23 protein-coding genes are annotated in these 24,112 nt (G+C 66.2%); 13 read left to right on the plus strand and 10 right to left on the minus strand.

The features are described from left to right. Positions 1-22: 22 nt before the first annotated feature. The 6 genes from LFT45_RS00770 (at position 23) to LFT45_RS00795 (ending at position 7,321) form a co-directional block, all read left to right on the plus strand. On the plus strand, positions 23-889 hold the full coding sequence (locus LFT45_RS00770) for an ABC transporter substrate-binding protein (protein WP_236806068.1): 867 nt from the start codon (positions 23-25) through the stop codon (positions 887-889). 94 nt (positions 890-983) lie between these two features. Beyond that, positions 984-1,772 carry an amino acid ABC transporter permease gene (locus LFT45_RS00775; protein ID WP_236806069.1) on the plus strand — a complete coding sequence of 263 codons (789 nt, stop codon included), beginning with the start codon at positions 984-986 and terminating at the stop codon, positions 1,770-1,772. After that, positions 1,769-2,554, plus strand: coding sequence for an amino acid ABC transporter ATP-binding protein (locus LFT45_RS00780; RefSeq protein ID WP_272912733.1), 786 nt, complete (start codon positions 1,769-1,771; stop codon positions 2,552-2,554). Before LFT45_RS00775 ends, LFT45_RS00780 begins: the two co-directional genes overlap by 4 nt. Beyond that, entirely contained in the window at positions 2,554-3,597 is a 1,044-nt protein-coding gene (locus LFT45_RS00785) for a Gfo/Idh/MocA family protein (RefSeq protein ID WP_236806070.1), read from the plus strand. Before LFT45_RS00780 ends, LFT45_RS00785 begins: the two co-directional genes overlap by 1 nt. 100 nt (positions 3,598-3,697) lie before the next feature. After that, a complete protein-coding gene (locus tag LFT45_RS00790) occupies positions 3,698-4,816 on the plus strand; it encodes an NAD(P)/FAD-dependent oxidoreductase (protein WP_236806071.1) in 1,119 nt (372 codons plus the stop codon). Between the two features lie 255 nt (positions 4,817-5,071). After that, positions 5,072-7,321: a putative bifunctional diguanylate cyclase/phosphodiesterase gene (locus LFT45_RS00795; protein WP_236806072.1), complete on the plus strand. Its 2,250-nt coding sequence runs from the start codon at positions 5,072-5,074 to the stop codon at positions 7,319-7,321. Positions 7,322-7,332: 11 nt separating this feature from the next. Here LFT45_RS00795 and LFT45_RS00800 read toward each other — a convergent pair whose 3' ends face one another. Next, entirely contained in the window at positions 7,333-7,917 is a 585-nt protein-coding gene (locus tag LFT45_RS00800) for a hypothetical protein (protein ID WP_236806073.1), read from the minus strand. A gap of 72 nt (positions 7,918-7,989) precedes the next feature. Next, the gene (locus tag LFT45_RS00805; RefSeq protein WP_236806074.1) at positions 7,990-8,697 is read right to left on the minus strand and encodes a TetR/AcrR family transcriptional regulator; all 708 of its coding nucleotides are present in this window, start codon (positions 8,695-8,697) and stop codon (positions 7,990-7,992) included. Positions 8,698-8,840: 143 nt separating this feature from the next. Here LFT45_RS00805 and LFT45_RS00810 point away from each other — a divergent pair, with 143 nt between their 5' ends. The 3 genes from LFT45_RS00810 to LFT45_RS00820 all read left to right on the plus strand — a co-directional run bounded on the left by LFT45_RS00810 (position 8,841) and on the right by LFT45_RS00820 (position 12,448). Next, complete coding sequence (locus LFT45_RS00810; RefSeq protein WP_236806075.1) at positions 8,841-10,283, plus strand: flavin monoamine oxidase family protein; 1,443 nt, start codon at positions 8,841-8,843, stop codon at positions 10,281-10,283. A 51-nt stretch (positions 10,284-10,334) separates the two neighbouring features. After that, entirely contained in the window at positions 10,335-11,849 is a 1,515-nt protein-coding gene (locus LFT45_RS00815; RefSeq protein WP_236806076.1) for an APC family permease, read from the plus strand. Between the two features lie 116 nt (positions 11,850-11,965). Continuing rightward, entirely contained in the window at positions 11,966-12,448 is a 483-nt protein-coding gene (locus tag LFT45_RS00820) for a pyridoxamine 5'-phosphate oxidase family protein (protein ID WP_236806077.1), read from the plus strand. A gap of 88 nt (positions 12,449-12,536) precedes the next feature. Here LFT45_RS00820 and LFT45_RS00825 read toward each other — a convergent pair whose 3' ends face one another. The 7 genes from LFT45_RS00825 to LFT45_RS00855 form a co-directional block, all read right to left on the minus strand. Beyond that, positions 12,537-12,851 (minus strand): hypothetical protein, encoded by a 315-nt coding sequence (locus LFT45_RS00825; protein ID WP_236806078.1) that lies wholly within the window; start codon positions 12,849-12,851, stop codon positions 12,537-12,539. A 127-nt stretch (positions 12,852-12,978) separates the two neighbouring features. After that, positions 12,979-14,067 (minus strand): hypothetical protein, encoded by a 1,089-nt coding sequence (locus tag LFT45_RS00830; RefSeq protein WP_336885594.1) that lies wholly within the window; start codon positions 14,065-14,067, stop codon positions 12,979-12,981. Continuing rightward, positions 14,064-15,242 (minus strand): cytochrome P450, encoded by a 1,179-nt coding sequence (locus LFT45_RS00835; protein ID WP_236806079.1) that lies wholly within the window; start codon positions 15,240-15,242, stop codon positions 14,064-14,066. The genes LFT45_RS00830 and LFT45_RS00835 overlap by 4 nt, the downstream gene beginning before the upstream one ends. Positions 15,243-15,291: 49 nt before the next feature. Then, entirely contained in the window at positions 15,292-16,215 is a 924-nt protein-coding gene (locus LFT45_RS00840) for an AEC family transporter (protein ID WP_236806080.1), read from the minus strand. A 204-nt stretch (positions 16,216-16,419) separates the two neighbouring features. Continuing rightward, positions 16,420-16,626 (minus strand): hypothetical protein, encoded by a 207-nt coding sequence (locus LFT45_RS00845; protein WP_236806081.1) that lies wholly within the window; start codon positions 16,624-16,626, stop codon positions 16,420-16,422. Positions 16,627-16,734: 108 nt separating this feature from the next. Then, positions 16,735-17,202: an SRPBCC family protein gene (locus tag LFT45_RS00850; RefSeq protein WP_236806082.1), complete on the minus strand. Its 468-nt coding sequence runs from the start codon at positions 17,200-17,202 to the stop codon at positions 16,735-16,737. Between the two features lie 9 nt (positions 17,203-17,211). Further along, positions 17,212-17,805, minus strand: a complete 594-nt coding sequence (locus LFT45_RS00855; RefSeq protein WP_236806083.1) for a hypothetical protein — start codon at positions 17,803-17,805, stop codon at positions 17,212-17,214. Between the two features lie 122 nt (positions 17,806-17,927). Here LFT45_RS00855 and LFT45_RS00860 point away from each other — a divergent pair, with 122 nt between their 5' ends. From LFT45_RS00860 to LFT45_RS00875, 4 genes are all read left to right on the plus strand, one after another. After that, positions 17,928-18,305, plus strand: coding sequence for a VOC family protein (locus tag LFT45_RS00860; RefSeq protein WP_236806084.1), 378 nt, complete (start codon positions 17,928-17,930; stop codon positions 18,303-18,305). A gap of 6 nt (positions 18,306-18,311) precedes the next feature. Next, positions 18,312-19,328 carry a PHP domain-containing protein gene (locus LFT45_RS00865; protein ID WP_236806085.1) on the plus strand — a complete coding sequence of 339 codons (1,017 nt, stop codon included), beginning with the start codon at positions 18,312-18,314 and terminating at the stop codon, positions 19,326-19,328. A gap of 131 nt (positions 19,329-19,459) precedes the next feature. Continuing rightward, positions 19,460-20,842 carry an MFS transporter gene (locus LFT45_RS00870; RefSeq protein ID WP_236806086.1) on the plus strand — a complete coding sequence of 461 codons (1,383 nt, stop codon included), beginning with the start codon at positions 19,460-19,462 and terminating at the stop codon, positions 20,840-20,842. A 31-nt stretch (positions 20,843-20,873) separates the two neighbouring features. Continuing rightward, positions 20,874-21,650: an SDR family NAD(P)-dependent oxidoreductase gene (locus LFT45_RS00875; RefSeq protein WP_236806087.1), complete on the plus strand. Its 777-nt coding sequence runs from the start codon at positions 20,874-20,876 to the stop codon at positions 21,648-21,650. Positions 21,651-21,666: 16 nt separating this feature from the next. On the opposite strand, the gene pdxA is transcribed toward LFT45_RS00875, so the two are convergent. Beyond that, entirely contained in the window at positions 21,667-24,003 is a 2,337-nt protein-coding gene (gene pdxA / locus LFT45_RS00880; protein WP_236806088.1) for a 4-hydroxythreonine-4-phosphate dehydrogenase PdxA, read from the minus strand. Between the last annotated feature and the right edge of the window lie 109 nt (positions 24,004-24,112).

Here is a 24,112-nt window from a genome sequence, read left to right on the forward strand (position 1 = left end):
CCTCCCACGATTGGACACCGCTGTGATCAAACTGAACTTCCGCCCGGCAGCAGTGGCTGCGGCAGCCCTGGCGGCCATCCTGGTCCTCTCGGGCTGCGGCGGATCGTCCTCCGCCACCTCGAGCCCCGCCGAGAACCCGTACGGACTGATTGAACCGGGCACCATCCGGGTGGCCAGCCTGGGCGATTCGAAGCCGTATACCTTCACCGACGCGCAGGGTAACTTCACCGGCTTCGACGTCGAACTGTTCAAGGACGTGGCCCACCGCGCCGGCGTAGACAATGTGGTCTTCACCGGCCAGGACTTCTCCGGGCTGCTTTCCGCCGTAGCCAACGGCCAGTTCGACGTTGGCGTGGCTGCCATCGGCATCACGGACAAGCGCAAGGAAACCGTCGACTTCTCCAACGGCTACCTCGCCGGCTACCTGACGGTCATCACCACCAAGGCCTCCGGCATCAAGGACGAGGATGGCCTCAACGGCAAGCGCCTCGGCGTGGTGCAGGGAACGCTGCAGGAAGCCTACGCGGTCAAGAACTTCACCTCCGCCAACCTGGTGCGCTTCCCGGACAACAACACTGCCATCTCCGCCGTCAACAGCGGCTCCGTTGACGCGCACTTCCTCGACTACGAGGCCGCCAAGGCCTACCAGGAGCAGTACGGCCTGGTCAGTGCAGCTGACATCCCCTCCTTCGACGCCCCCGCAGGCTTCGCCATCGCCAAGGACAAGCCCGCCTTCAAGGAAGCGCTGAACAAGGGCCTGGCCGCAGCCATGGAAGACGGCACGTGGAAGAAGCTCTACCAGAAGTGGTTCCCGGGCTCGCCGATGCCGGAGCAGTACCTGCCCAAGGCCGAACAGACCGCCACCCCTGCCCCGACCGCAAGCAAGTAAGCCCGGATCGATTCACCACGATCCATGCCGGGCGGGCTGCACTCCATCACCCGCCCGGCACCCGAACAAAACAACTAACGTCTGAGAGCACTCAATGGACTGGCTCAACATCATCGGCCGTACCTTCTTCGACTTTGAAGCAATGCTCGAGGTGCTGCCCCAACTCCTCGGGGTTGGCCTCCTGAACACCCTGATCATCTCCGTCGCCGCCACCATCCTTGGCGTGGTGCTCGGCATGGTGGTGGCCGTCATGGGCATCTCGCGGTCCCGCTGGCTGCGCATTCCGGCCCGGATCTACACCGACCTCTTCCGCGGCCTGCCGGCCATCCTCACCATCTTGCTGATCGGCCAAGGCTTCGCCCGGTTCAGCCAGTCGGTGTTCGGGCCCTCGCCCTACCCGCTGGGAATCATCGCGCTGAGCCTGATCGCCAGCGCCTACATCGGCGAAATCTTCCGCGCCGGCATCCTCAGCGTGGACAAGGGCCAGGGCGAGGCCTGCCGGGCCCTGGGCATGAGCTATGCCAAGTCCATGGCCCTCGTGGTGGTCCCGCAGGGCGTCCGCCGGGTCCTGCCGGCCCTGGTGAACCAGTTCATCGCCATCGTCAAGGACTCCTCCCTGGTCTACTTCCTGGGCCTGCTGGTCAGCGAACGCGAGCTCTTCCGGGTGGGCCAGGACGCCGCGGTGCTCTCCGGCAACCTCTCGCCCCTGGTCATGGCCGGCATCTTCTACCTGGTGATCACGGTGCCCCTGACCCACCTGGTCAACTACTTCGACAACAGGTTCCGCACCGGCCGCCGACGGCCCACTCTGCCCACGTCCGGCCTGAAGGAAGTCACCGAACTCGACGCGGCCTCGCCGCTGATCACCGGGAGCAACACATGAACCTCGCAAGCAACACCGCCAGCACCAACAAGACGGTCGCGGGAAGCCAAACCTTCCACGGCTCCAGCCTGGAGCTTAAGAACCTGACCATGGCCTATGGGGACATTGAGGTCCTCCGGAACGTCAGCCTCTCGGTCGCCCCGGGCACCACCACCTGCATCATCGGGCCCTCGGGCTCCGGCAAGTCCACGCTGCTGCGCGGCGTCAACCGGCTGCATGAGCCCAAGAGCGGGGACGTGCTGCTGGCCGGCGAAAGCGCCCTGCAGGTCAAGCCGGACATCCTGCGCGCCCGGATCGGGATGGTCTTCCAGCACTTCAACCTCTTCCCGGACCACACGGCACTCGAAAACGTGGCGCTGGCCCTCTGGAGCGTCAAGGGAATGTCCAAGGCAGAAGCCAGGGAACGCGCCAGCCGCGGCCTGGCCGAAGTAGGCCTGGCCGAGCGCGCCGACCACCGGCCCCGCGACCTCTCCGGCGGCCAGCAGCAGCGCGTGGCCATCGCCCGGGCGCTGGCCATGGAACCGGAAGTGATGCTGTTCGATGAAGCCACCAGCGCCCTGGACCCCGAACTGGTCAAGGGCGTCCTGAACCTGATGGCAGGGCTCGGCCGCCGCGGCATGACCATGCTGGTGGTCACGCACGAGATGGGCTTCGCCCGAAAGGTCGCGGACCAGGTGGTGTTCATGGACGAGGGCGAGGTCGTGGAGGCCGGGACCCCGGCCGAGCTCTTCGACAACCCGCGCAGTGAACGCCTGCAGCGCTTCCTCTCCGAGGTGCTGTGATGGCGAACGGTACAGCGGCACCCATCCGGACCGCCGTCGTCGGCTTCGGAATCTCCGGCAAGGTCTTCCACGCACCGCTGGTCGCGGCGGACCCGCACTACTCACTGGACGTGATCGTAACGGCGGACCCTGCCCGGGCCGCCGAGGCGGCCACGCTCTACCCGCAGGCCCGCATCGTTCCCACGCCGGAGGCGATGTTCGCCCGGGCCGGGGAGCTGGACCTGGTCATCCTGGGCACCCCGCCGCACACGCACTTCGACCTCGCGGCCACCGCCATCGCCCACGGCCTCCACGTGGTGGTAGACAAGCCCTTCGTACCCACCTCAGCCCTGGGGACGCAGCTGATCGGCCTGGCATCCGAGGCCGGGGTGCAGCTCACCGTGTTCCAAAACCGCCGGTGGGACGCCGACTTCCTGACCCTGCAGAAACTGCTCCGGCAGCAGGCCCTCGGTGAGGTGCGCACCTTCGAATCCCGCTTTGAATGGTGGCGGCCGGAGGGCTTCGGGAACTGGCGCGACACCGTTTCCCTTGCCCAGGGCGGCGGAATCCTGCACGACCTCGGTGCGCACCTGATTGACCAGGCCGTCCAGCTGTTCGGCCCGGTGGAACAGAGCTACGGGGAGACGGCCAACCGGGGGTCCGATCCCGGCGCCGCCGACACGGAAGCGTTCGTCTCCCTGCTGCACGAGTCCGGCGTCCGCACCAGGCTGTGGATGAACGGCATGGCAGCCCAGGTGGGCCCGCGCTTCCACGTCCTCGGCTCGGAATCCGGCTACACCAAGTGGGGTTTGGACGGCCAGGAACCCGCCCTCGCGGCCGGCATGATGCCGTCGGATCAGGCCTACGGCGTTGACCCGCAGGAGTCCTGGGGGCTCCTTGGCGTGGATGGTGCCACCAGTCCCGTTCCTGCGGAGCGGGGCGCCTACCCCGAGTTTTACGTCCAGCTCGCCGCCGCCCTGCGCGGGGAGGGGCCGCTGCCCGTTGACCCTTCTGAACCGCTACAGGTCCTCAAAATCATCGAAGGCATCCACGCCGTCGTCTAGGGGCCTGGCCTGACCCTCACCGCCTGAACATTCCGGACGCGGCGGAGTCCAAAGCCGCGTCCCCATCAACCATGCCCAAACTCCTCAGAAAGGGAGAACCATGTCCTCCACCGACACCAAGCACGTCGCCATCATCGGCGGCGGCATCCTGGGCGTCTCCACTGCCGTCCACCTGCTCCGCGAAGGAGCCTCCGTCACGCTGCTGACCGAGAAGGGGCTGGCGAGCGAAGCCACCGGCCGTTCGCTCTCCTGGCTCAACTCCGCTGGCGAACGGTCCGCCCCGTACCACCAGCTCCGCCTCGCCGGCGTGGACCGGTACCGCACCCTGTTCGCTGCCGACCCCAGCCGGGAGTGGCTGCAGTTCGGCGGCGGGCTGATGTGGAACGCCGAAGGCCAGCGGGAGGCCACAGAGGCCCGCCATGCCTACGAGAAGTCCATCGGCTACGACTCCAAGCTCCTGGCCCCGAAGGACATTGCCGCCTTCACGCCGGGCATTGATGCGGCCGCCGTTCCGGAAAATGCCATCTTCAACCCGGGTGAGGGCTGGGTCAGCCTGCCGGACCTGGTGGAGTTCCTGATGGAGGAGTTCCACGAGCGCGGTGGCCGGCTGGTGCTGAACGCCGGAAAGTCCTCCGTGGTGGTCGACGGCGGCCGGGCCGTGGGCGTCGAGACGGAAGCGGGAGAGACGTACGACGCCGACGCGGTACTGGTGGCGTGCGGGGCGGCGACGCCCGCCGTCGTCGCGCCCCTGGGTGTGGACATCCCCAACGGTTCGCCGGTATCCATGCTGGTGCTGACCAAGCCGGTCGAACATGACGTGCGGGCCGCGCTGAACACCCCGCGGGCCGCCGTGCGCCCCAACCCGGGCAGCACCCTTGCCTTGGACCACGACTGGTACGAGGAGCACATCACGGAGCACGCGGACGGTTCGTTCAGCATCCCCGACGATGTGGTGCAGGAACTCGCGGACGAAGCCTCCAAGCTCATTGCCGGCAACCCCGAGCTCAAGCCAGCGAGCTGGAAGATCGGCTACAAGCCCATTCCGGGTGACGGCGAGCCGGTGCTGGGCGAGCTCGGCCAGGTCCCCGGCTGCTTCGTGGCATTCACCCACTCCGGTGCGACGCTGGGGCTCGTTGTCGGCGAACTCCTCGCCGGTGAGATCCTGACCGGGGCAAGGCACCCCATGCTGTCCACGTTCCGTCCGGCGCGTTTCTCCTGACCCCGGTTCTCCCGGGATAGGGAAGCGGAAGCCCCGCACCGTCTGCGAAAGACGGTGCGGGGCTTCTTTGGCGGATCCTCCGGGTGTCTGGGGTCCCGGAGTGCTTCCCTAAAGCTACCGGCCGGTAACCAGAAGTCAAGAGGCGGTCACAATCACGAGGCGCCTATCGGATGAACCGTGCCGGTGCCGTACGATACGAGTCACATGCGGTCACTGCTGGGCGCATCTGATGCTGGGGGGCGGATGAAGACAGGCGTGATCCGTAGATCGCTTCAGTCCGGTGGGCGGGCCGGACCTCGGCCCTGGCTGCTGTGGCTCATGTGGGCGTTTCTGGGCCTGTACCTGGCGGGTCTGATGGCGCACGGCGAGGGGTTCAATCCCCTGGTGGACCTCGGGTTGGGCATGCCCGCTTCGTGGGCGCCGGCTGCAGTGGCCTGGCTTGCGGCCTACCGCGCCAAAGAGCGCCGCGCGCTCGCCCTGGTGGCGATGGCGTTGACTGCCTTTGCTGCGGGGAGCACTTTCTACGTCTCCTCGCTGTCGGGGGCCAGTTCGCTGCCCTTCCCGTCGCCGGCGGATGTGGGCTACCTGCTGTTTTATCCGCTGGTCCTTGGTGGCTTGTTCGTCTATCTGCTCCCGCTGCGCCAGCGGCTGGCCTGGTCGGTGCTGCTGGACGCCGTCGTCGGCTCACTCGGTGCCGCCTCCGTCCTGGTTGTCCTGCTCAGCCCGCTGCTGTCGGCCGCCGGCGGATTCCCCTCGTTCGCCACGTCCGTTGCGGTCGCCTACCCTCTCATGGATCTTGTGGTTCTGGCCGTGACCGCGGGCATGGCTGCGGTGCCGGGCCTTGCCACCGGCCGTAGCGGGGTGATCCTGATGCTGGGACTTATGGTGTTCGCTGCGGCCGATGTTGCCTATGCCTTCAGGCTCGAAAACAACACTTACGTCCTGGGAACACCCCTGGATGCAGGATGGACAGCAGGTCTGTGCCTCATTGCAACCTGGGCGGACGGGTTCGCCCGGCAGGAGGAAAAAGCCCAGGGTGCCAGTGAAGGTTCGTGGACGCCGGCCGTTCCGATGGTTGCCACCGCCGCCGGGCTCGGTGTCCTGATCGTGGGCACCGGGGTCCCGGTGCCGGAACTCGCCGTCGGGCTCGCCGCGGCCACCCTGGTGTCAGCGGGCATCAGGACCCAGCTGGCCTTCCGCCAGTTGGTCACCCTCGCCGAGGTGCGCCGGCAGTCCAGGACGGACGAACTGACGGGGCTGCCGAACCGGCGGGCGCTGTATACCGACGCCCCTGCCGTGCTCGAGGCGCGGCAGGGTGCACCGTGCGCCTTCCTCCTGCTGGATGCAGACAGATTCAAGGAAATCAATGACAGCCTTGGCCACGACGTGGGGGACCGGCTGCTGATCCAGGTCAGCGAACGCCTTCGCCGGTGCCTTGGCCCCGATGATCTGATAGCCCGGCTGGGCGGGGACGAATTCGGCATCCTGCTCCTTGATGCCGGCGAGCACGAAGCCCTGCAGCTTGCCGACCGGCTCCGGGCAGCCCTGAGCGAGCCCCTTACCCTGAGGGGCATTGCCCTTCAGGTCGGTGTCAGCATCGGCATCGCCCTGTTCCCGGAGCAGGGGGAGGACCTGAAGACGCTGCTGCGCAAGGCGGACACGGCCATGTACCGGGCCAAAGCCTCGCGCAGCGGCAGGCACGTGTACGCCAGCGAGGACCACAGTCCCGGGGAAGAGCGGCTGAGGATGCTCCAGGAGCTTCGCGCCGCGCTCATCGAGGACCAGCTCGTGCTGCATTACCAGCCCAAGGTGGACGCGCTCAGCGGCGAAGCGAAGGGCGTGGAGGCCTTGGTCCGCTGGAACCATCCCCGGCACGGACTGCTGGCCCCCGGTTCGTTCCTCCTGCTGGCAGAGGAGGGCGGGCTCATGAACGCCCTGAATGACCGCGTGCTCACCCTGGCCCTGGATCAGGCAGCCGTCTGGCATTCGCAGGGCAGGTCAATGACCGTGGCTGCAAACCTCTCGGCCAGCTCACTCATTGACGCAGAACTGCCGGACCGGATTGCCGCCATGATCAAGGAGCGTGGCCTCGAGGAGTCGGCGCTGATGGTCGAGATCACCGAGGATTTCATGATGCCGGACCGTGTCCGCGCCAGGGATATCCTGTCCGCGCTGCAGTCCCGCGGCATACGGGTGGCCATTGACGACTTCGGCACGGGCTACAGTTCACTGGCCTACCTCCGGGACCTCCCCATCAACGAGCTGAAGCTTGACCGCTCCTTCATCGTTTCGATGACAGAGGACCCTCGGGCTGCTGCCCTGGTGGCCTCCACGATCAACCTCGCACACAGCCTCGGCCTGACTGTGGTCGCCGAAGGAGTGGAGGACGGGGGTGCACTGGACCAGCTGGGCAGCTACGGCTGCGACCAGGCGCAGGGGTTCCATATCCTCCGCCCCGTACCTGCAGCCGAGCTGGATGACTGGTTCGCCGTGTCCGCGCTGTAGCCGGCGTGTTGTCAGGCCAGGATTTTCTTGTGGAAGAACACGAGGTAGTCGCCCGTGGCGTCCTCGAACCCGAAATCCCTCCAGTACGCCCGCAGGGCCGATTTAGCCTCGTCATACGCCGGCGAGTCCTCCGGTGGGGATCCTTCCCCGTCGGTCGGCGCGGCGTGGACCACCACCAGGTTTACGGACCGGCCCACCGTTTCAACGATGGCGTTGAGCACGGAGTAGCCTGTCCTGCCGCCGCGGTACTCCGGGAAGATCTCGAGCGAGGAGACGATCATCAGGTCCCCGCCGTCCTGCAGGTACTCCCTGATCAGGTCCGGACGGTCCATGGTGAGCATCTCAACGGCCTTGGCCATCTCCCTGTCGGCCGCGCCGGTGGTGAGGAAGAGTTTGATCATGCCGGCTTTGGGAACAACCTGGACGACGGCGCTCCCCAGTTGCCGCTCCCCGTCGCCGCCGGGGATGGGACTTGGACAGCTCACCGCCACTTCCCAGCGCAACGGATAGTCCGAGGGATCATGCTCCAGTCCGGGCGTTCCGCGGTACCGGAGCTTGTACTCAAAGAACAGCGATTCCGGGTCGAACACGGTCATGGCGCCGTCCTTGAGCTCGCAACGTTGCGTATTAGGGAATTTTAGTCCCCTCGGACGATGCGGGAAATGGCATCAGCTCCGAAGGCCGCCCAGCCCGCTGATCAGTGCCTCAAGGCCAAGACTGAAGGCGACGTCGGCCGGCCGTTCGTGCCCCTGCTCGGCCAGGCTCCGGACGGCACCGGTGAAGCTGGGTGTCGCCTCCGCCATGGTTCCGGGATCGAAGATGTCCGCCGGTGCCGTGACGTCGTAAGCCGAGCCGAAGATGAAGGACTCCAGCGCGACGATCGAGGAGACGATCCGCTCCTCCGGAAAACCGGCGTCGCGGAAGCCGGCGCTGACCGTTTCATACATGGCCAGGGTCTGCGGCGCGTCGGTCACGGGCAGTACGGCGATGACCGGAATCAGCGGGGTGTGCTGGGAGAACACGTCGCGGTAGCTCCAGGCCCACGTCCGGACGGCATCCTCCCACGGGCCGGCATCGAACGCCGAGACATCCACGAGGGAGGCGAGATGGTCCTCCAGCAGCAGGAGCACGTCCCGCTTGGATTTCACATGGTTATACAGGGCCGACGGCGCGACGTTCAGTGAGCGGGCCAGTGCGGCCATGGTCAGGCCGTCGTAGCCCTTTTTCTCGATCAGCCGCAGCGCGGCTTCGGTGATGCCGGCCTTGTCCAGCACGCCGCCCACGGGGCGCCCGGCGCGGCGCCGGCTGCCCTGGCCATTTGTTGCTGAGCCAGCTGATGCTGAACCGGCTGTTGCTACGGCTGGTGATGCCGGCATGGCTGACCTTTCTCCGGGTGAACGTCCTTCGCATTATTCCATCAGGCTCTTCCGCTCCCTCCCCAAAGGCTCTATAGTTCTTTATAAATGAATGGCATTCATTTAGTGGTTCGCATCACTCGCGGCCACCGAGAAAGGACATCATGCTGAATCTTGACCGCGACGTAGTGATCGTCGGCGCCGGCCCCTCCGGCCTCACCGCCGCACGCGAACTGAAAAGAGCTGGACTGACCGTCGCCGTGCTGGAAGCCCGCGACCGCGTGGGCGGCCGGACGTGGACCGACACCGTGGACGGAGCCATGCTGGAAATCGGCGGCCAGTGGGTATCGCCGGACCAGACCGCCCTGCTGGCCCTGCTGGAGGAGCTCGGCCTGAAAACGTACTCCCGTTACCGTGAAGGCGAGTCCGTCTACGTCGGGGCGGACGGCACCCCGGTCCGCTACACCGGCGACATGTTCCCGGTCAGCGCCAGCACGGCTGCCGAGATGGACAAGCTCATCGCACTGCTCGATGAACTGGCGGCCGAGGTCGGCGCCACCGAACCGTGGGCGCACCCCAAGGCGCGGGAGCTGGACACCATCTCCTTCCACCACTGGCTGCGCCAGAACTCCCCGGACGAGGAAGCCTGCAACAACATCGGTCTCTTCATTGCCGGCGGCATGCTCACCAAGCCGGCGCACGCGTTCTCCGCCCTGCAGGCCGTCCTGATGGCCGCCTCCGCGGGCTCCTTCACCCACCTGACGGATGAGGACTTCATCCTGGACAAGCGGGTGATCGGCGGGATGCAGCAGGTCTCGCTGCTGCAGGCAGCGGAACTTGGGGCCGACGTCGTCCTTAATAGCCCGGTGCGCACCATCAACTGGAAGGCTGACGGTGAAAACGGTCATCGCGTCACGGCCGTTTCCGACCAGGCCACGGTGAACGCCCGCTTCGTGATCATGGCGGTGCCGCCCAACCTGTACTCGCGGGTTTCCTTCAACCCGCCGCTGCCGCGCCGCCAGCACCAGATGCACCAGCACCAGTCGCTGGGCCTGGTCATCAAGGTGCACGCCGTCTACAGCACGCCCTTCTGGCGCGAGGACGGGCTCTCCGGCACGGGGTTCGGCGCCGGCTCGCTGGTCCAGGAGGTCTACGACAACACCAACCACGGCGACACCCGCGGAACGCTCGTGGGCTTCATCTCCGACGAAAAGGCCGACGCCGTCTTCGAGCTGAGTGCCGAGGACCGCAAGAAGGCCATCCTGGAGTCGATCGCCGGCTTCCTGGGGGACAAGGCCCTCGAGCCCGAGGTGTACTACGAATCCGACTGGGGCTCCGAGGAATGGACGCGCGGCGCCTACGCTGCGAGCTACGACCTCGGCGGGCTGCACCGCTACGGCAAGGACCAGCACGCAGCCGTCGGCCCCATCTACTGGTGCTCCTCCGACCTCGCCGCCGAAGGCTACCAGCACGTGGACGGGGCGGTCCGCATGGGCCAGTCCACGGCCGCCCGCATCGCCGCAGCTGCCGCGTCCACCGAAGCACAGGCTGCACCTGAACTGAGCGGTGCACCTAAACTGGCGAACGCAACGGCCGCCGTCGGCTAACAGCGCAGCCGCGCATTTCCCATTCAACGATGAATGACAAGAGGCAATCCCATGAGTACAAAAGCCGCCGTCACCCCGGACGCGCACAAAAGCCTGAGTGAAAAGGGCCTCAAGGCCGGGTCCGTCGGGCTGATCGGGGCCGTGGTGATCGGGGTGTCCTGCATCGCTCCGGCGTACACGCTCACCGCGGCCCTCGGCCCCACCGTGTCCGAGGTGGGCGTGCACCTGCCGGCGGTCTTCCTCGTGGGCTTCATCCCCATGCTGCTGGTGGCGCTCGGTTACCGGGAGCTGAACAACGCAATGCCCGACGCCGGGACCTCCTTCACGTGGGCAACGCGCGCCTTTGGCCCGTGGATCGGCTGGATGGGCGGGTGGGGGCTGATCGCCGCCACCATCATCGTGCTGTCGAACCTGGCGGCGGTTGCCGTCGACTTCTTCTACCTGATGCTCGCGCAGCTGCTCGGCAACCCCGGGATCGCTGAGCTGTCAAAGAATCTGCCACTGAACATCGCCACCACCCTGGTGTTCATCGCGGCGGCGTGCTGGATCTCCTACCGCGGCATGGAAACCACCAAGGGCGTCCAGTACGTCCTGGTGGGGTTCCAGCTCCTGGTGCTGGGGTGGTTCGCAGTCTCCGCGTTCGTGCACGTGGCCAACGGGACCGCCTTCGACGCCACGGCCATCTCGCCGGACTGGTTCAATCCCTTCGCCGTGGACTCCTTCTCAGCCTTCGCGGCCGGGGTGTCACTGTCGATCTTCATCTACTGGGGCTGGGACGTGACCCTGACCATGAACGAGGAGACGCGGAACCCGGAGAAGACCCCCGGGCGGGCGGCGACGGTGACCGTGGTGGTCATCGTGGCCATCTACATGACGGCCGCACTGGCCACGCTGTCCTTCGCGGGCGTGGGGGAGGCCGGCCTGGGCACCGGCAATCCGGACAACCAGTCCAGCATCTTTGCGGTCCTCTCCGGGCCTGTCATGGGGCCGTTCGCAATCCTGATGTCGCTGGCCATCCTGAGCAGCTCGGCGGCGTCGCTGCAGTCCACCTTCGTCTCCCCGGCCCGGACGCTGCTGGCCATGGGTCACTACAAGGCACTGCCCGGGAAGTTCGGCAAGGTCAGCCCCACCTTCAAGTCACCGAGCTACGCCACGATTGCGGCGGCTGCTGCCGCAGCGGCGTTCTACGTCATCACCCGGACCACGTCGGAGAATGCGCTGTGGGACACCATCACCGCGCTGGGCATGATGATCTGCTTCTACTACGGGATTACGGCGCTCGCGTGTGTCTGGTTCTTCCGGGCCGTGGCGTTCAGCAGCCCCCGGGGATTCCTCTTCAAGTTCCTGGCTCCGCTGCTGGGCGGCGTGATCCTGCTGGTGATGTTCGTGAAGACGGCGTACGACTCCATGGATCCGGAGTACGGTTCCGGTTCATCCGTGGGCGGCGTGGGCATGGTGTTCATCCTGGGCATGGGCGTCATCCTGCTCGGCGTGGTCGCCATGCTGGTGATGGCCCGGATCCGGCCCGGGTTCTTCAAGGGCGAGGTGCTGGCGCGGGGGCTCTGATCACCGGGTACTGTGACTGGAAACTAAGCACGCTTACCAATAGGGTGGCGGGTAGGGCAATGACCCGGTCCAACTGAACGTACTGAGAACGTACTCGAGCAGAACGAGGTGACAGCATGACGGGCACAGAAAGCATCAGCAAGGTCACGGACATCATCAACGATTCCCACATTGGAATGTTCACCACCATCAATGAAGAAGGCGCCCTGGTCAGCCGGCCGCTGGCCGTCCAGGACGTGAAGGACGACGGCGACATGTGGTTCTTCACGGGCGAGGGAACCTCCCAGGTGGCCCACGTGACTGCCGACCCCAGGGTCAACGTGTCCTTCGGCAAGCGGACCGAGTGGGTCTCGGTCGCCGGCACCGCCGAAGTGGTGCGGGACAGGGCCAAGATCCGCGAACTGTGGAACCCGTCCGTCGAGGCCTGGTTCCCGGACGGGCCGGACACCCCCGAGGTTGTCCTGCTGCGCCTGGACTCCGACTCAGCGGAGTACTGGACCAGCCCCGGCGGCACCGCGGCGACTGTGCTGCAGTGGGTCAAGTCGAAGGTCACCCACAGCCGCATGAGCGTCGGCGAAAGCGGCACTGTGGAGCTGTAATTCCGCGCTGCAGACACCAACGCGGGGTCACTTAGCGCCGCATCTGGACCTCAGAATGGACGATATGTGACCCCGCGTTGCTGTTTCTTTAGGCTGCTGTTACTTCAGCCTCCTTGACCTTGAGGGGTTCGATCTTGCCCATGATGAACAGGTAGTTGGCGGCGCCGACCAATGACACCGCGCCGATTACCGCGAGCGGCGCGACGAACGATCCCGTCTGGTCCACCAGCACGCCGATCAGGATCGGAGTGAAGATGCCGGCCAGGTTGGAGGCGAAATTCTGCAGGACGCTGATGGAACCCACGTGCCGGGAGCTGGGTGCAACATCCGCCGGCAGCGACCAGGTGCCGGTGGCGGCAACGGTCAGGCTGGAGTAGGCCACGGACAGCAGGGCGAGGGCCATCCTCGGCGCCCTCACCAACCGGGTCGGCGCGGCAGAGGAACTCCCGGAGCAGACCTTCGGACCCCCGGCAGCTGTTCGGCTACCTCGAGGAGCAGCGGCAGTCGGCAGCTCACTTTTACCTCGGAAGTCAGATACAGGAGTAGTCGTAGTCGAAGCCGCCGGAGACGTACTGGGTTAGCGAGACTGAGCCGCCGCCCGTCAGCGCGGCATTGGAGCAGTTGCGGACGGCAGCGTTTAGGGTCCGTGCCCCGGCCAGCCAGCTGGGGAGCGTGAACAGCGGGCTGGTAGCCGGGACGGTGCCGGCGATCTGTGACCACTGGGTGGCGGTGGAGTAGATGCCTGTCCTCGCGTTGATGCTGCCGAAGTAGGCGACCATTCCCTCCAGATCAGCCTGGTTCGCCACCTTGTCACCCGACCAGGAGTTCCCGGTTTCCACATCCAGCCACCACGTGTAGCCGGACGGGTTGCTGATGCCGCGGATGTTCGCGTCGTCGTAGGCCTTGGCCCAGCCGTACATATAGGAGCAGGCTGGACCGACGTCGTTCGCTTTGCAGTCGCCGTAGGGGTTGAAGACCTTGGTTCCGGCGTAGGTGTTGCTGGTGGGCCACCAGCTGCCGGCCAGCCCAGGGTTGGCGGTGTTGACGTACAGCTGCACCTTGGGCTGTCCTGCGGTGCCGGACGACGACCCCGCCCATGTCAGCTGCGTGGCCAGGCACGGGTTCGTGGTGTTTGCGAGGCCGTTGTTGACTCCCACGATGCCGAAAGCCGGTCCCTTCGGCAGGGCCTTGCCGCACTGGGGCCACGACACATCATTGCCTACGCCCGCGTTGGCTGCCTCGGCCGGGACGGCCTGAAGCATCAGCAGAACGGTGGCGGCCAACGCCGGAAGCCACCGGAGTTTTAACAGAGCAGATCGAGTAGCGGACATCATCGGCCTTCCTCGCGCGGTGACAGAACGAAGAAACAAGCATCCGTTCCACGGGCTGCCGGGGTCAAGAGGCCGCCGGTCGAACTGCCTTTCAGTGGCCGCCCTTTCGGTGTAGTCGGCGGCGTCGTAATGCAAGCGCAGGGCAGCAATCTTGCCGTCGCTGATGCTGAAGAATTCGGCGAACCGCACTGTCCCGCCGGGCATCCGGGCATCGTAAAGAATCGCCGATCCGTGTAATCCGTGGACTTCCTGGAGCACTCCGGGCGCGTCGTCGCTAAGCGCAGTCACTGCTGCTCATTTGACGCCTGCCAAGAGACAGGCAGCTCCTTGACTCCGTAAATGATGGTGCTGTCCATCCGTTCGAGGCGGGCTCCCGGGGCGAGGGCCAGTCCGGGGAGCCGGTCCAGAATGCCCTGCAGCGCGATCTTGGCTTCGAGCCTGGCCAGCGGGGCGCCGAGGCAGAAATGGATGCCGTGGCCGAAGGCGAGATGCCGGTTCGGTGTCCGGTCTATGTCGAACTGTTCGGGACGTTGGAATTGGTGCTCATCACGGTTGGCTGAGCCTATCCAGGCAACCAGCGGGGCGCCGGCCGGGACCTGGACGGCGCCTACCGTGGTGTCAGCAGCTGTCACCCGGTACATCGACTGGACGGGAGAGCGGTAGCGCAGCACTTCTTCTATGGCCTGGGTGAGCAGGGACGGCTCGGCCCGGAGCCGTTCCATCGCTCCGGGCTGTTCGGTGAAACTGAGGACCGCGTTGCCGATGAGGTTGGTGGTGGTTTCATTGCCGGCCACGAGCAGGAGGCTGCAGAAGCCGAGCAGTTCGGCCACGCTCAGCTTCTGCCCTTCGATCTCTGCCACCAGAAGGTTGCTGATCAGATCAGTTCCGGGCTGGCGTCTGCGGCGTTCGATGAGGGCCAGGAAGTACTCGGTCATTTCCCGGTTGGTGGAACTGTGGTCGGCAGTCTGCGCACCGGTCTGCGTCTGGCTGACGATCACATCGGACCAGTGCTTAAAGCGGTCGCGGTCCTCGGCGGGGATGCCCATGAGCTCGGCGATCACAATCACCGGCAGCGGGTAGGCCAGCTCGTCGATGAGGTCTGCCGAACCCCGGGAAGCAATCCCGTCCAGCAGGTCGTCCGTTAGCGCCGAGATGCGCGGCGCAAGGGCGTCCACTGCTTTCGGGGTGAACGCCTGGGTCACGAGAGAGCGCAGCTGCCGGTGCCGCGGGGGATCGGCGGTGATCAGGCTCGCCGCGAACAGCTGGCCCGTCTCGGATGGATCGTCGCCTCCCATCCTCGAAGAGAACGTCCCGTGTTCGGACAGAACCCGCTGGACGTCGTCGTACCTGAAGACATGCCAGCTTCCGGATTGCTCGTCGTGGAAGACGGGAGCGGCTTCCCGCATCTTTTCGTACTGCGGGAAGGGATCCAGCGAAGGCCCATCACTGTTCACGAAGTCCATGGCAGAGTTTATGCCGGGAATGCGCCCGCCGTCAGCAGCTGGGCAGGACTCAGCCAAACAGCCAGGCCGCCCCCAGAAGCAGGGGGATTGCCAAAGCCGAGGTAATGACGGCCGTGGATTGCGCAAGGTTCTGGCCTACGCCGTACCGGACCGCGTAAAGGACCACGTTCTGCCCGGTGGGAAGGATGGCGCAGGCCGTGACAACGAAGGTGCTGAAGGTGTCGAGGTGGAACACAAACACGGCCAGCAGCCACGCGAGAGCCGGTTGGACGGCTGACTTGAGAATGACGGCGAACAGGGTGGGGACGCGGTCCACCGAGTCTTGGCGCGGTGACAGGCCGTGGAGCGACATGCCGAAGATGATCAGCATCAGCGGAACCGTCAGCTGGGCCACCAGCTTCAGGGGATCCAGCACCAGGTCCGGAAGCTCAATCCCGGCTGCGCTGACGATGACGCCGAGGATGGCTGCCACGGTAACAGGGTTGCGCAGGGGAGTGGACAGGATGCTCCACACAGACGTCTTTTTCCCGTCAGGATCGGTCAGATCCAGGATGGTCAGCGCCACCGGCGTCACAAGCGCCAGTTGGAACAACATGATCGGCGTGACGAACGTGGCACTGCCGAGAATGTACAGGGACAGCGGAACGCCGAGGTTCGTGGAATTGACGATTCCCCTGGCCAGCGCGCCGACGGTGGTGCGCCGGACGCCCCACCTGCCGATTGCCCCGCTGAGCGCGAACAGCGCCATGCAGCAAAGTGCTGTGACGACGGAGATGAGGCCTGTCTGGCTGAGGACTTCGGAGATGTGCCGCGAAGCGATCGTGGAGAACATCAGGCTCGGCAGCCCGACCATGAAGGTCAGGGTGGACAGCACCTTCGTCCCGTGCGGCCCAAGGGCGTTTGTCCTGGCCAAGATGTAACCAACGAGCAGGACCATGCCCACCACAAAGAATCCCTTTAAGACTCCATCCAAGCCGCTGTCCTCAATTCGTTCCGCTCGCGAGCCGAACGAGGTTGGACCCGCCCGCTGACACGTCGTCTAAGACTATATTTTTTCGTGATGCCGCCGGACGGGTGGCATGGCCGGGCAACATGCGGACGACGGGCCCCTTGAAGGAACCCGTCGCCCATGTACTGCGGCCCGGCCGGAGCCGGTTCTTGCTAGACCTCGATACGGCTACAGCCCGAGGCCCCCTAGCTTGTCCCCCAACCCGCCGGGAAGCTTGCCGAGCAGGTCCGCAGGATTGATGCCGAGCTTGGAGAGAAGCCCGGCGTGCTGGTCGGTGTCCACCTGGTCCGGCAGCTCATTTTCAGCCTGTGCGGCCTTGTCATTGTCGCCTTGCGACCTCAGGAATTCGAGGATTTGGGACTTGTCGATCTGCATGGGATTCTCCTTTTGCGATTTCCGGAACTGCTAAGGATGCTTACTACCATTCCGGAAAAAGGCCCCTCGAACAAGTGCAGGCAAGAACCCGCGGCCGAAGAAGCGGGACTAAGCCTGCCTGTTACCGACGGCGGTAGCCAGCGATGCCAGGCCCTTTTCGAAGTCGCGGCCTACCATCTTGTCCATGTTCATGAACAGCGCAAAGACCTTGCCGATGCCCTTGTGCTCCCCGACCATGGTCCAGGTGACGCGGGTTCCTCCACCCTCCGGAACGAATGTAAAGGCAGTGGGGTTGACTGCGGCGAACGGCTTAGTGAACTCGAGCCGGAGTCGAACGACGTCAGCTTCCTTCGACTCGACGATCTCCATGGTGCCGGCGCCGGCCTTGCGGTTACCGCTCCAGGCATACTTCGCGCCGACGCCGGCTTCCGCACCGGAGTACGTCCTCTTCATGTCCGGGTCCACGGACTCCCAGGGCGACCACTTGGGCCACTCGCGGAAGCTGTTGACCAGCGGAAACACGTCCTTGGCCGGGGCGGGGATGACAGTGCTGCGCGTGACTGAGTACGTTGACATGGGCCCATCCTACGGCCGCAGGCCCGCCGGGACCCCCGCTGCGCTTTCGGCGCGCTCGAGCGCCCGGCCGAGACGGTCCACGGCATGCGGATATCCGGAATCCCAGGCGGTTTTCAGCGTCTCGGCCTCCCGCAGGGCCTTCACGAAAGCAGCCGTCTCAGGCCGTGCCACGTCCGTAAGGTCCGGATAGCTGATGGTGAGTGCGGGGTCCAGTTCGTACCGCGCCCAGCGTCCCAGGATCTCTTCATGCACGACGGCGGCCGCCCGGCAGAGCGGGCCGTCCATCCGCCGGCGCCGCCGGGTTTCGTACCAGGAAAGCACCGCAGGGCTGCCGCGGTAGGCGGCAACGCCGCTCAGCACCGCCACGGCCACCATGGCCAGGCCTGCGGGCGGCGAGGTCACCGCAGGGATGAGCAGGGCCGGGGCAATCACCGCGGCGCCACCGAAAAGGTCCCAGAACAGCAAATCTGGACTGTCGCCGTCGGGCGTCTCTAAATGGTGCCGCACGACAAAAACCGTGCAGGCGACGGCGGCCGCCAGTACTGCGCTCCAGAGGACCAGTTGCAGCAGCCCCAAGGGGGCGGCTTCGGAAACTGCGGGCACCACTGCACCTCCCAAGGACGGGCGCTGCCCGGCATTTCGGGCCGCACTTAAATTGCATCCTGTACTGAAGCCCTGGTCAATGGGCTGGTTTGCAGCCGCAGCCGCGGCGTAGCGTAGGCGCCATGCGACTCAAAATGTGCAGCATCCATGTCCAGGACCCCGCCGCGGCGCACTCGTTCTACACGGAGACCCTCGGCTTCGAAACGCTCATGGCCATGCCCGAACATAACCTGTTCATCGTGAAGGACCCAGGGGAGGCCGGCACCGTGGGCCTGCTGCTGGAGCCCAGCGACAATCCCATCGCTGCGGCCTACAGCAAGGGGCTGCGAGAGGCCGGGCTCCCTGCCATAGTCTTCGGCACCCCGGATGTGCGGGCTGAGTATGAACGGCTGACCGCTGCCGGCGTCCGGTTCCAGGGTGAGCCTGCCGAGGACCCCTTCGGGATCACCGCAGTGTTCGACGACGGCTGCGGCAACTACATCCAGCTGCACCAGGACTGATACTGCATGGACGCCGCTGACGCCCTCAACGAGATTGCCTTCTGGCTCGAGCGCTCCGCCGCGCCGACGTTCAAGGTCCAGGCCTTCCGGAAGGCCGCCGGCGTCATCAGCGGGCTGACGCCGGCCGAGGTGGCGGAGCGCACCCGCGACGGGCGTCTCAAGCGGACGAAGGGGATCGGGGACACCACCTTCAACGTCATCCGGCAGGCTGTGGACGGCGATGTGCCTGACTACCTGGAAAAGCTGCGGCAGGGCGGCGCCACGCCACTCGCTGCCGGAGGAGATGGGCTCCGCGCGCAGCTGCGCGGCGACCTGCACAGCCATAGTGACTGGTCCGACGGCGGTTCCCCTCCTGAGCTGATGGCGGCCGCCGCCCGTCACCTGGGCCGCGAATACCTGGCCCTGACGGACCACTCGCCGAACCTCAAGATCGCGAACGGGCTGACTGCCGAGCGGCTCGCCGAGCAGCTGGACGTGGTGGCCGGGCTGAACGCCGACGCCGGCTTCCGGCTGCTGTCCGGCATCGAGGTGGACATCCTGGAAAACGGCGAACTGGACCAGACGCCGGAGATGCTGGACCGGCTGGACGTGGTGGTGGCCAGTGTGCACTCCAAGCTCCGCTCGGACCGGCGCACCATGACGGACCGGATGCTCGGCGGAATCCGCGATCCACACACCAACGTGCTAGGCCACTGCACCGGCCGCCTGCTGCAGGGGTCCCGCGGGACCCGTCCCGAGTCCGAGTTCGATGCCGAGCGGGTCTTCGCGGCCTGCGCGGAAGCCAATGTCGCCGTCGAGATTAACTCCAGGCCGGAACGGCAGGACCCGCCGGACAACCTGATGCAGCTGGCACTCGAGGCCGGCTGCCTTTTCAGCATCGACAGCGACGCCCACGCGCCGGGGCAGCTCGACTTCCTGCAGTACGGCGCCGAGCGGGCCGAATCCAACGGGGTTCCGGCTGAACGCATTATCACCACGTGGCCGCTGGACCGGCTGCTGGAGTGGCTGAACAGCAGGAACTAGCGGCAGCCAATAGAAGGGCGCCTTCGCTCAAGAATTTAGTAAGCATAATGACTATCTGTGCACGGAGTGGTAAACCTTAATTGTTCCGCCGAGGAACCCCGGCGGGTCCGTCTCTTCCTGCGAGGTGCACCATGAGCGCTGCGAATCCCGCGAACCATCTCGACGAACTTGGCCGGCGGACCCTTCGAAAAGTGCGCGGCCGGCTCATGCCACTCATTGTGCTGCTCTACTTCGTGGCGTACCTGGACCGGAACAACGTCGGTTTCGCCAAGCTGACCATGAGCGAGGACATCGGCCTCAGTGCCGCAGCCTACGGCCTCGGGGCCGGCATGTTCTTCATCGGCTACGCGCTGCTGGAAATCCCCAGCAACGCCGGCATGTACAGGTTCGGCGCGCGGAAGTGGATCGCGCGCATCCTGATCTCCTGGGGCATATTCGCCACGGCCATGGCGCTGGTGAACGGGGAGACCACCTTCTACATCATCCGCTTCCTGCTCGGAGCGGCCGAGGCCGGCTTCTTCCCGGCCATCCTCTTCTACCTGACGCTGTGGTTCCCCGCCGCCCAACGTGTGCTGGTGCTGGGCATCTTCATCCTCGCCCAGCCAGTCTCCAACGCGCTCGGCGCCCCGGTGTCCGGCCTTCTGCTGCAGATGGAAGGCATCGCAGGCCTGCACGGCTGGCAGTGGCTGTACATCATCGAAGGCATCCCGGCCATCCTCCTCGGGCTGCTCACCCCTGTGCTGATGACGGACAAGCCAAGCCACGCCCAGTGGCTCGCCGCGGATGAACGGGAATGGCTCACCCGGACCATGGACGAGGAACTGGCCCACAAGCAAAAGGGCCAGCCGCACCACTTCCTCGCCGGCCTGAAGGACTCCCGGACCATCGCCTACTCGGCGCTGTACTTCGGCCTGGTCTGCGGCATTTACGGCCTCGGCCTGTGGATGCCCACCATCGTCGCCGCGCTGGGCAAGTTCAACACCACGGAGGTGGGCTTCATCGTCGCCATCCCGTACACGATAGCCGCGGTGTTCGTTTACTACTGGGGCAGGCGGTCCGACCGCACCGGCAACCGCGTGCTGCACGCCAGCATCAGCATGGTGATGGCCGCCGTCGGCCTGGTGGCTGCCGGCAGCCTGGTGCAGGTCAACGCTATCCTGGCCCTGATCGCCCTGACCCTCGCGGCCATGGGCATTTACTCGGCCATCGCCCCGTTCCTGGCCATGCCGTCCACCGCGCTGGTGGGAGCGGCGGCCGCGGCCGGGCTCGCTATGGTGAATTCACTCGGCAACCTGGGCGGCTTCGTGGCGCCGTACATCGTGGGCGTGCTCAATGATGCCACTGGCGACAACCGCTCCGGCCTGCTCTTCCTGGCCGCCTGCCTCGCCGTCACCGCCGTCGCCACCTTCCTGTACGCCCGCAAACGTCCCGAAGGGCACGTGAAGCCGGGCACCCACGCCGCTGTCGGTGAAGAAGCAGTCGCCGCCGACGAATTCGACGACACCAAGTACTGACGCTGCAGCAAACGACGAGGGGATCACGGACATGACGCACCACGACACGTTCCCGGCCGAACGCACCGCGGTGCTGACCGGGGCCGCCTCCGCACGCGGCATTGGCCGCGCAACGGCGGAAATGCTCGCCAGCCAGGGCTGGTCCGTGGCCATCCTCGATATCGACGGCGACGCTGCCCGGCGCGCTGCGGAGGACATCTCCTCGGTGTACGGGGTGGCGGCCAGGGGAGCGGGCGCCGACGTCTCCGACCAAGCGGCCGTGAACGCCGCCATCGACGAGGTGGAGGCCAACCTGCCGCCCATCGTGGGACTGGCCAATCTCGCTGGCATCAGCTCGCCCACGGAATTCATGGACGAGACGCTCGAAGCCTGGGAGCGGGTGTTCCGGATCAACATGACCGGCACGTTCCTGGTCACGCAGCGCGTGCTCCGAGGCATGATCGAACGCAGGCTCGGCCGCGTGGTCAGCGTGTCCTCCATCTCCGCGCAGCGCGGCGGCGGCACCTACTCGAAGGTGGCGTACAGCTCGTCCAAGGCAGCCATCATCGGCTTCACCCGGGCACTCGCGCGGGAGATGGGCCAGCACAACATCACCGTCAACTGCATCGCCCCCGGCCCCGTGGACACCGACATCATGGGCGGCACCCTGACCGATGAACGCAAGGCGGACATGTCGAGGGACATCCTCGTGGGCAGGGTGGGCACGGTCCGGGACATCGCCGCCCTCATGGCGTTCCTGATGGGGGAGGACGCCGGCTACATCACCGCCGCGACGTACGACATCAACGGCGGCCTGCAGATTTCCTGACTGTCAGCGGTAGTGCTCAGGCTGCTGCTGGGCTGGGCGACATCTCCGCTGCCTGGCGCAGCGCCTCGATCATGCTGCGGACGTCCACGATGCCCTTGCCCGCGATGTCGAAGGCGGTGCCGTGGTCCACTGACGTGCGGATGACAGGCAGGCCCACCGTGATGTTGACGCCAGCCTCGATGCCGAGGACCTTGATGGGTCCGTGGCCCTGGTCGTGGTACATCGCCACGATGAGGTCATAGTCGCCGCGGCCGGCCAGGAAGAACGCCGTGTCCGCCGGCAGCGGGCCGCGGGCGTCGATGCCGTCAGCCTGGAGCTTCTCGATGGCCGGGGTGATCTTCTCCGCCTCCTCGCCGTAGCCGAAGAGGCCGTTTTCGCCGGCGTGCGGGTTGATGGCGCAGACGCCGATCTTCGGGGTGGCGATGCCGGCGCGCTGCATGGCGCCGTGGCCGCGACGCACGGTCCGCTCCACCAGGCCGGGCTCGATCTTGTTGATGGCGTCGATGAGGCCGATGTGCGTGGTGACGTGGATGACCTTGACCTTGGGCGTGGACAGCATCATCGAGACTTCCTCGACGCCCATGAAGTGCGCGAGCAGTTCGGTGTGGCCCGGGTAGATGTGTCCAGCCTTGTGCAGCGCAGCCTTGTTCAGGGGTGCCGTGCAGATGCCCTGGACCTGGCCGCCCATGCCCAGCTCGCAGGCAATCCGGATGTAGTGGTATGCGGCGTTGCCGGCCTCGGCGGATACCTGGCCCCATGGCAGGTCGGCCGAAAGCAGCTTCGGGTCGATCACGTTGATCCGGCCGGCGTCGAAGACCGCGTCGCCCACCGTCTCCACCTCGACGATGTTCGCTTCCACGCCCAGCGCCTTGGCACCCAGCTGCAGCCGGTGGACGTCGCCGATGACCACCGGGCGGCAGTCGCGGTAGGCGTTCTGGTCGAGAAGGGCACCGACGGTCACCTCGGGGCCGACGCCGGAGCCGTCGCCCATGGTCACGGCGATGAAGGGCCGGGCGTCCTGGTCGGTTGCGTTCACTGCAGATGTCATTGGAGCTCCAGGTGTGTGGAAGGGGTGGGAAATGCTGTTGGAAGACCGAAGGTCTTTGATGGCGGAGTAGAGCTGGACGAGGGCGTCGCTGTCGCCGAAGCTGCCGGGCTTGGTGCCCACCAGCCGCCCGTCGTCTGAGAGGCTGACCACGGCGCCGTGCTGTACGGACGCCAGCGGGGTCAGCGAACGGATGCCGAGGGCGTCGAGCACCTCGCGGGCCGTTTCGCCGCCGGTGAGGATCAGGTCCGAGGCTGACGCGGGACCTGCTGCTTGGGGACCAGTTGCCGCGCCGGCAGCGAGTCTGGCCAAGTTCCGCACGATCGTGCCGGACTCGTCGGGATTGACGACGGCGGCGCCGACAGTCAGCGCTGCCGGCCCGCCTGCCGCCAGAAGCTGCTGCGCTTCCCTGAGCCGTGAGTGGAAATCCTGAGGATGCTGCAGCTCGTCGGGAGCGATCCGGAGGGCGGTGAAGCCGCCGGCTTCCAGGTTCCGCAGCTGCGCCGCGGCCTTCGCCGAGGCGGAGCCGACGGCGGCCAGCACCGTCCGCGGTCCGTCCGCGGCCGTTATTCCGCGTGACCCCCGCTTTTGCGCGTTCCGCGCAGAGCTGCTGTCCAGCTTCTCCGCCAGCAGCAGGGCCATGCCGCCGGTTCCCGCCAGCACGATGCGACGTCCGCCGGCCCTGAAGTCCAGGTCCAGCAGCGCGTCCGCGACAGCCTCCAGATCGGCCGGAGTCTCACCGTCGACGATCACGGTGGCGGGAGCGCCACGGGAAAGGACATCGGACAGGAAGCCGGGCAGGCCGCCGGACCGCACCGTGGACAGTCCCGCAAGCTGCACCGCAGGGCCAGGGCCCAGCAGCTGCGCGATTTCCGCGGGCGGGGCGGCTGATTCTGCCCGCCACAGGTCCGTGCCGTCCAGCCGGACGCCGTCGGCAAAGGGTCGGCCCCCCACGACTGTCCGGTTCAGCTGGGGGAGTGCGCCAGCCACCACAGCGTGGTGGCCAAGGGCCGAAAGTGCTGTGAGTTCCGGGCCGACATTGCCCCGCCACAGGGAATCGATTTTCTTGAACAGGATGGCTGCGCCGTCTGCAGCAGCGCTGCTGAATACGGCAGCCGACGCCGCGGCTGCGACGTCCGGGGCCACGGCCCGCGAGTGCGTGTCGACCACCAAAACGTCCGGGGCGTATTCGGTGCCCCCATCCGCGGGGGACAGGAGGAGGCGCGTGTCGAGCCCCTGGGCTGCAAAGCACTGCCCCACTTCTGCTGCGCCGGAAAAGTCATCGGCCTGGATGAGTACTGCAGCCACGTCGTCCTCCCTTCTTCTGGTTGTCGGTAGCACCATGATGGCATGACTGCGCGAATTGCGCTAGAGCTGTTGCGCATTCTGCGCAGAGGTGGCAGAGTGATGCATGTAA

The organism is Arthrobacter sp. FW305-BF8, assembly GCF_021789315.1.
GTDB lineage: Bacteria > Actinomycetota > Actinomycetes > Actinomycetales > Micrococcaceae > Arthrobacter.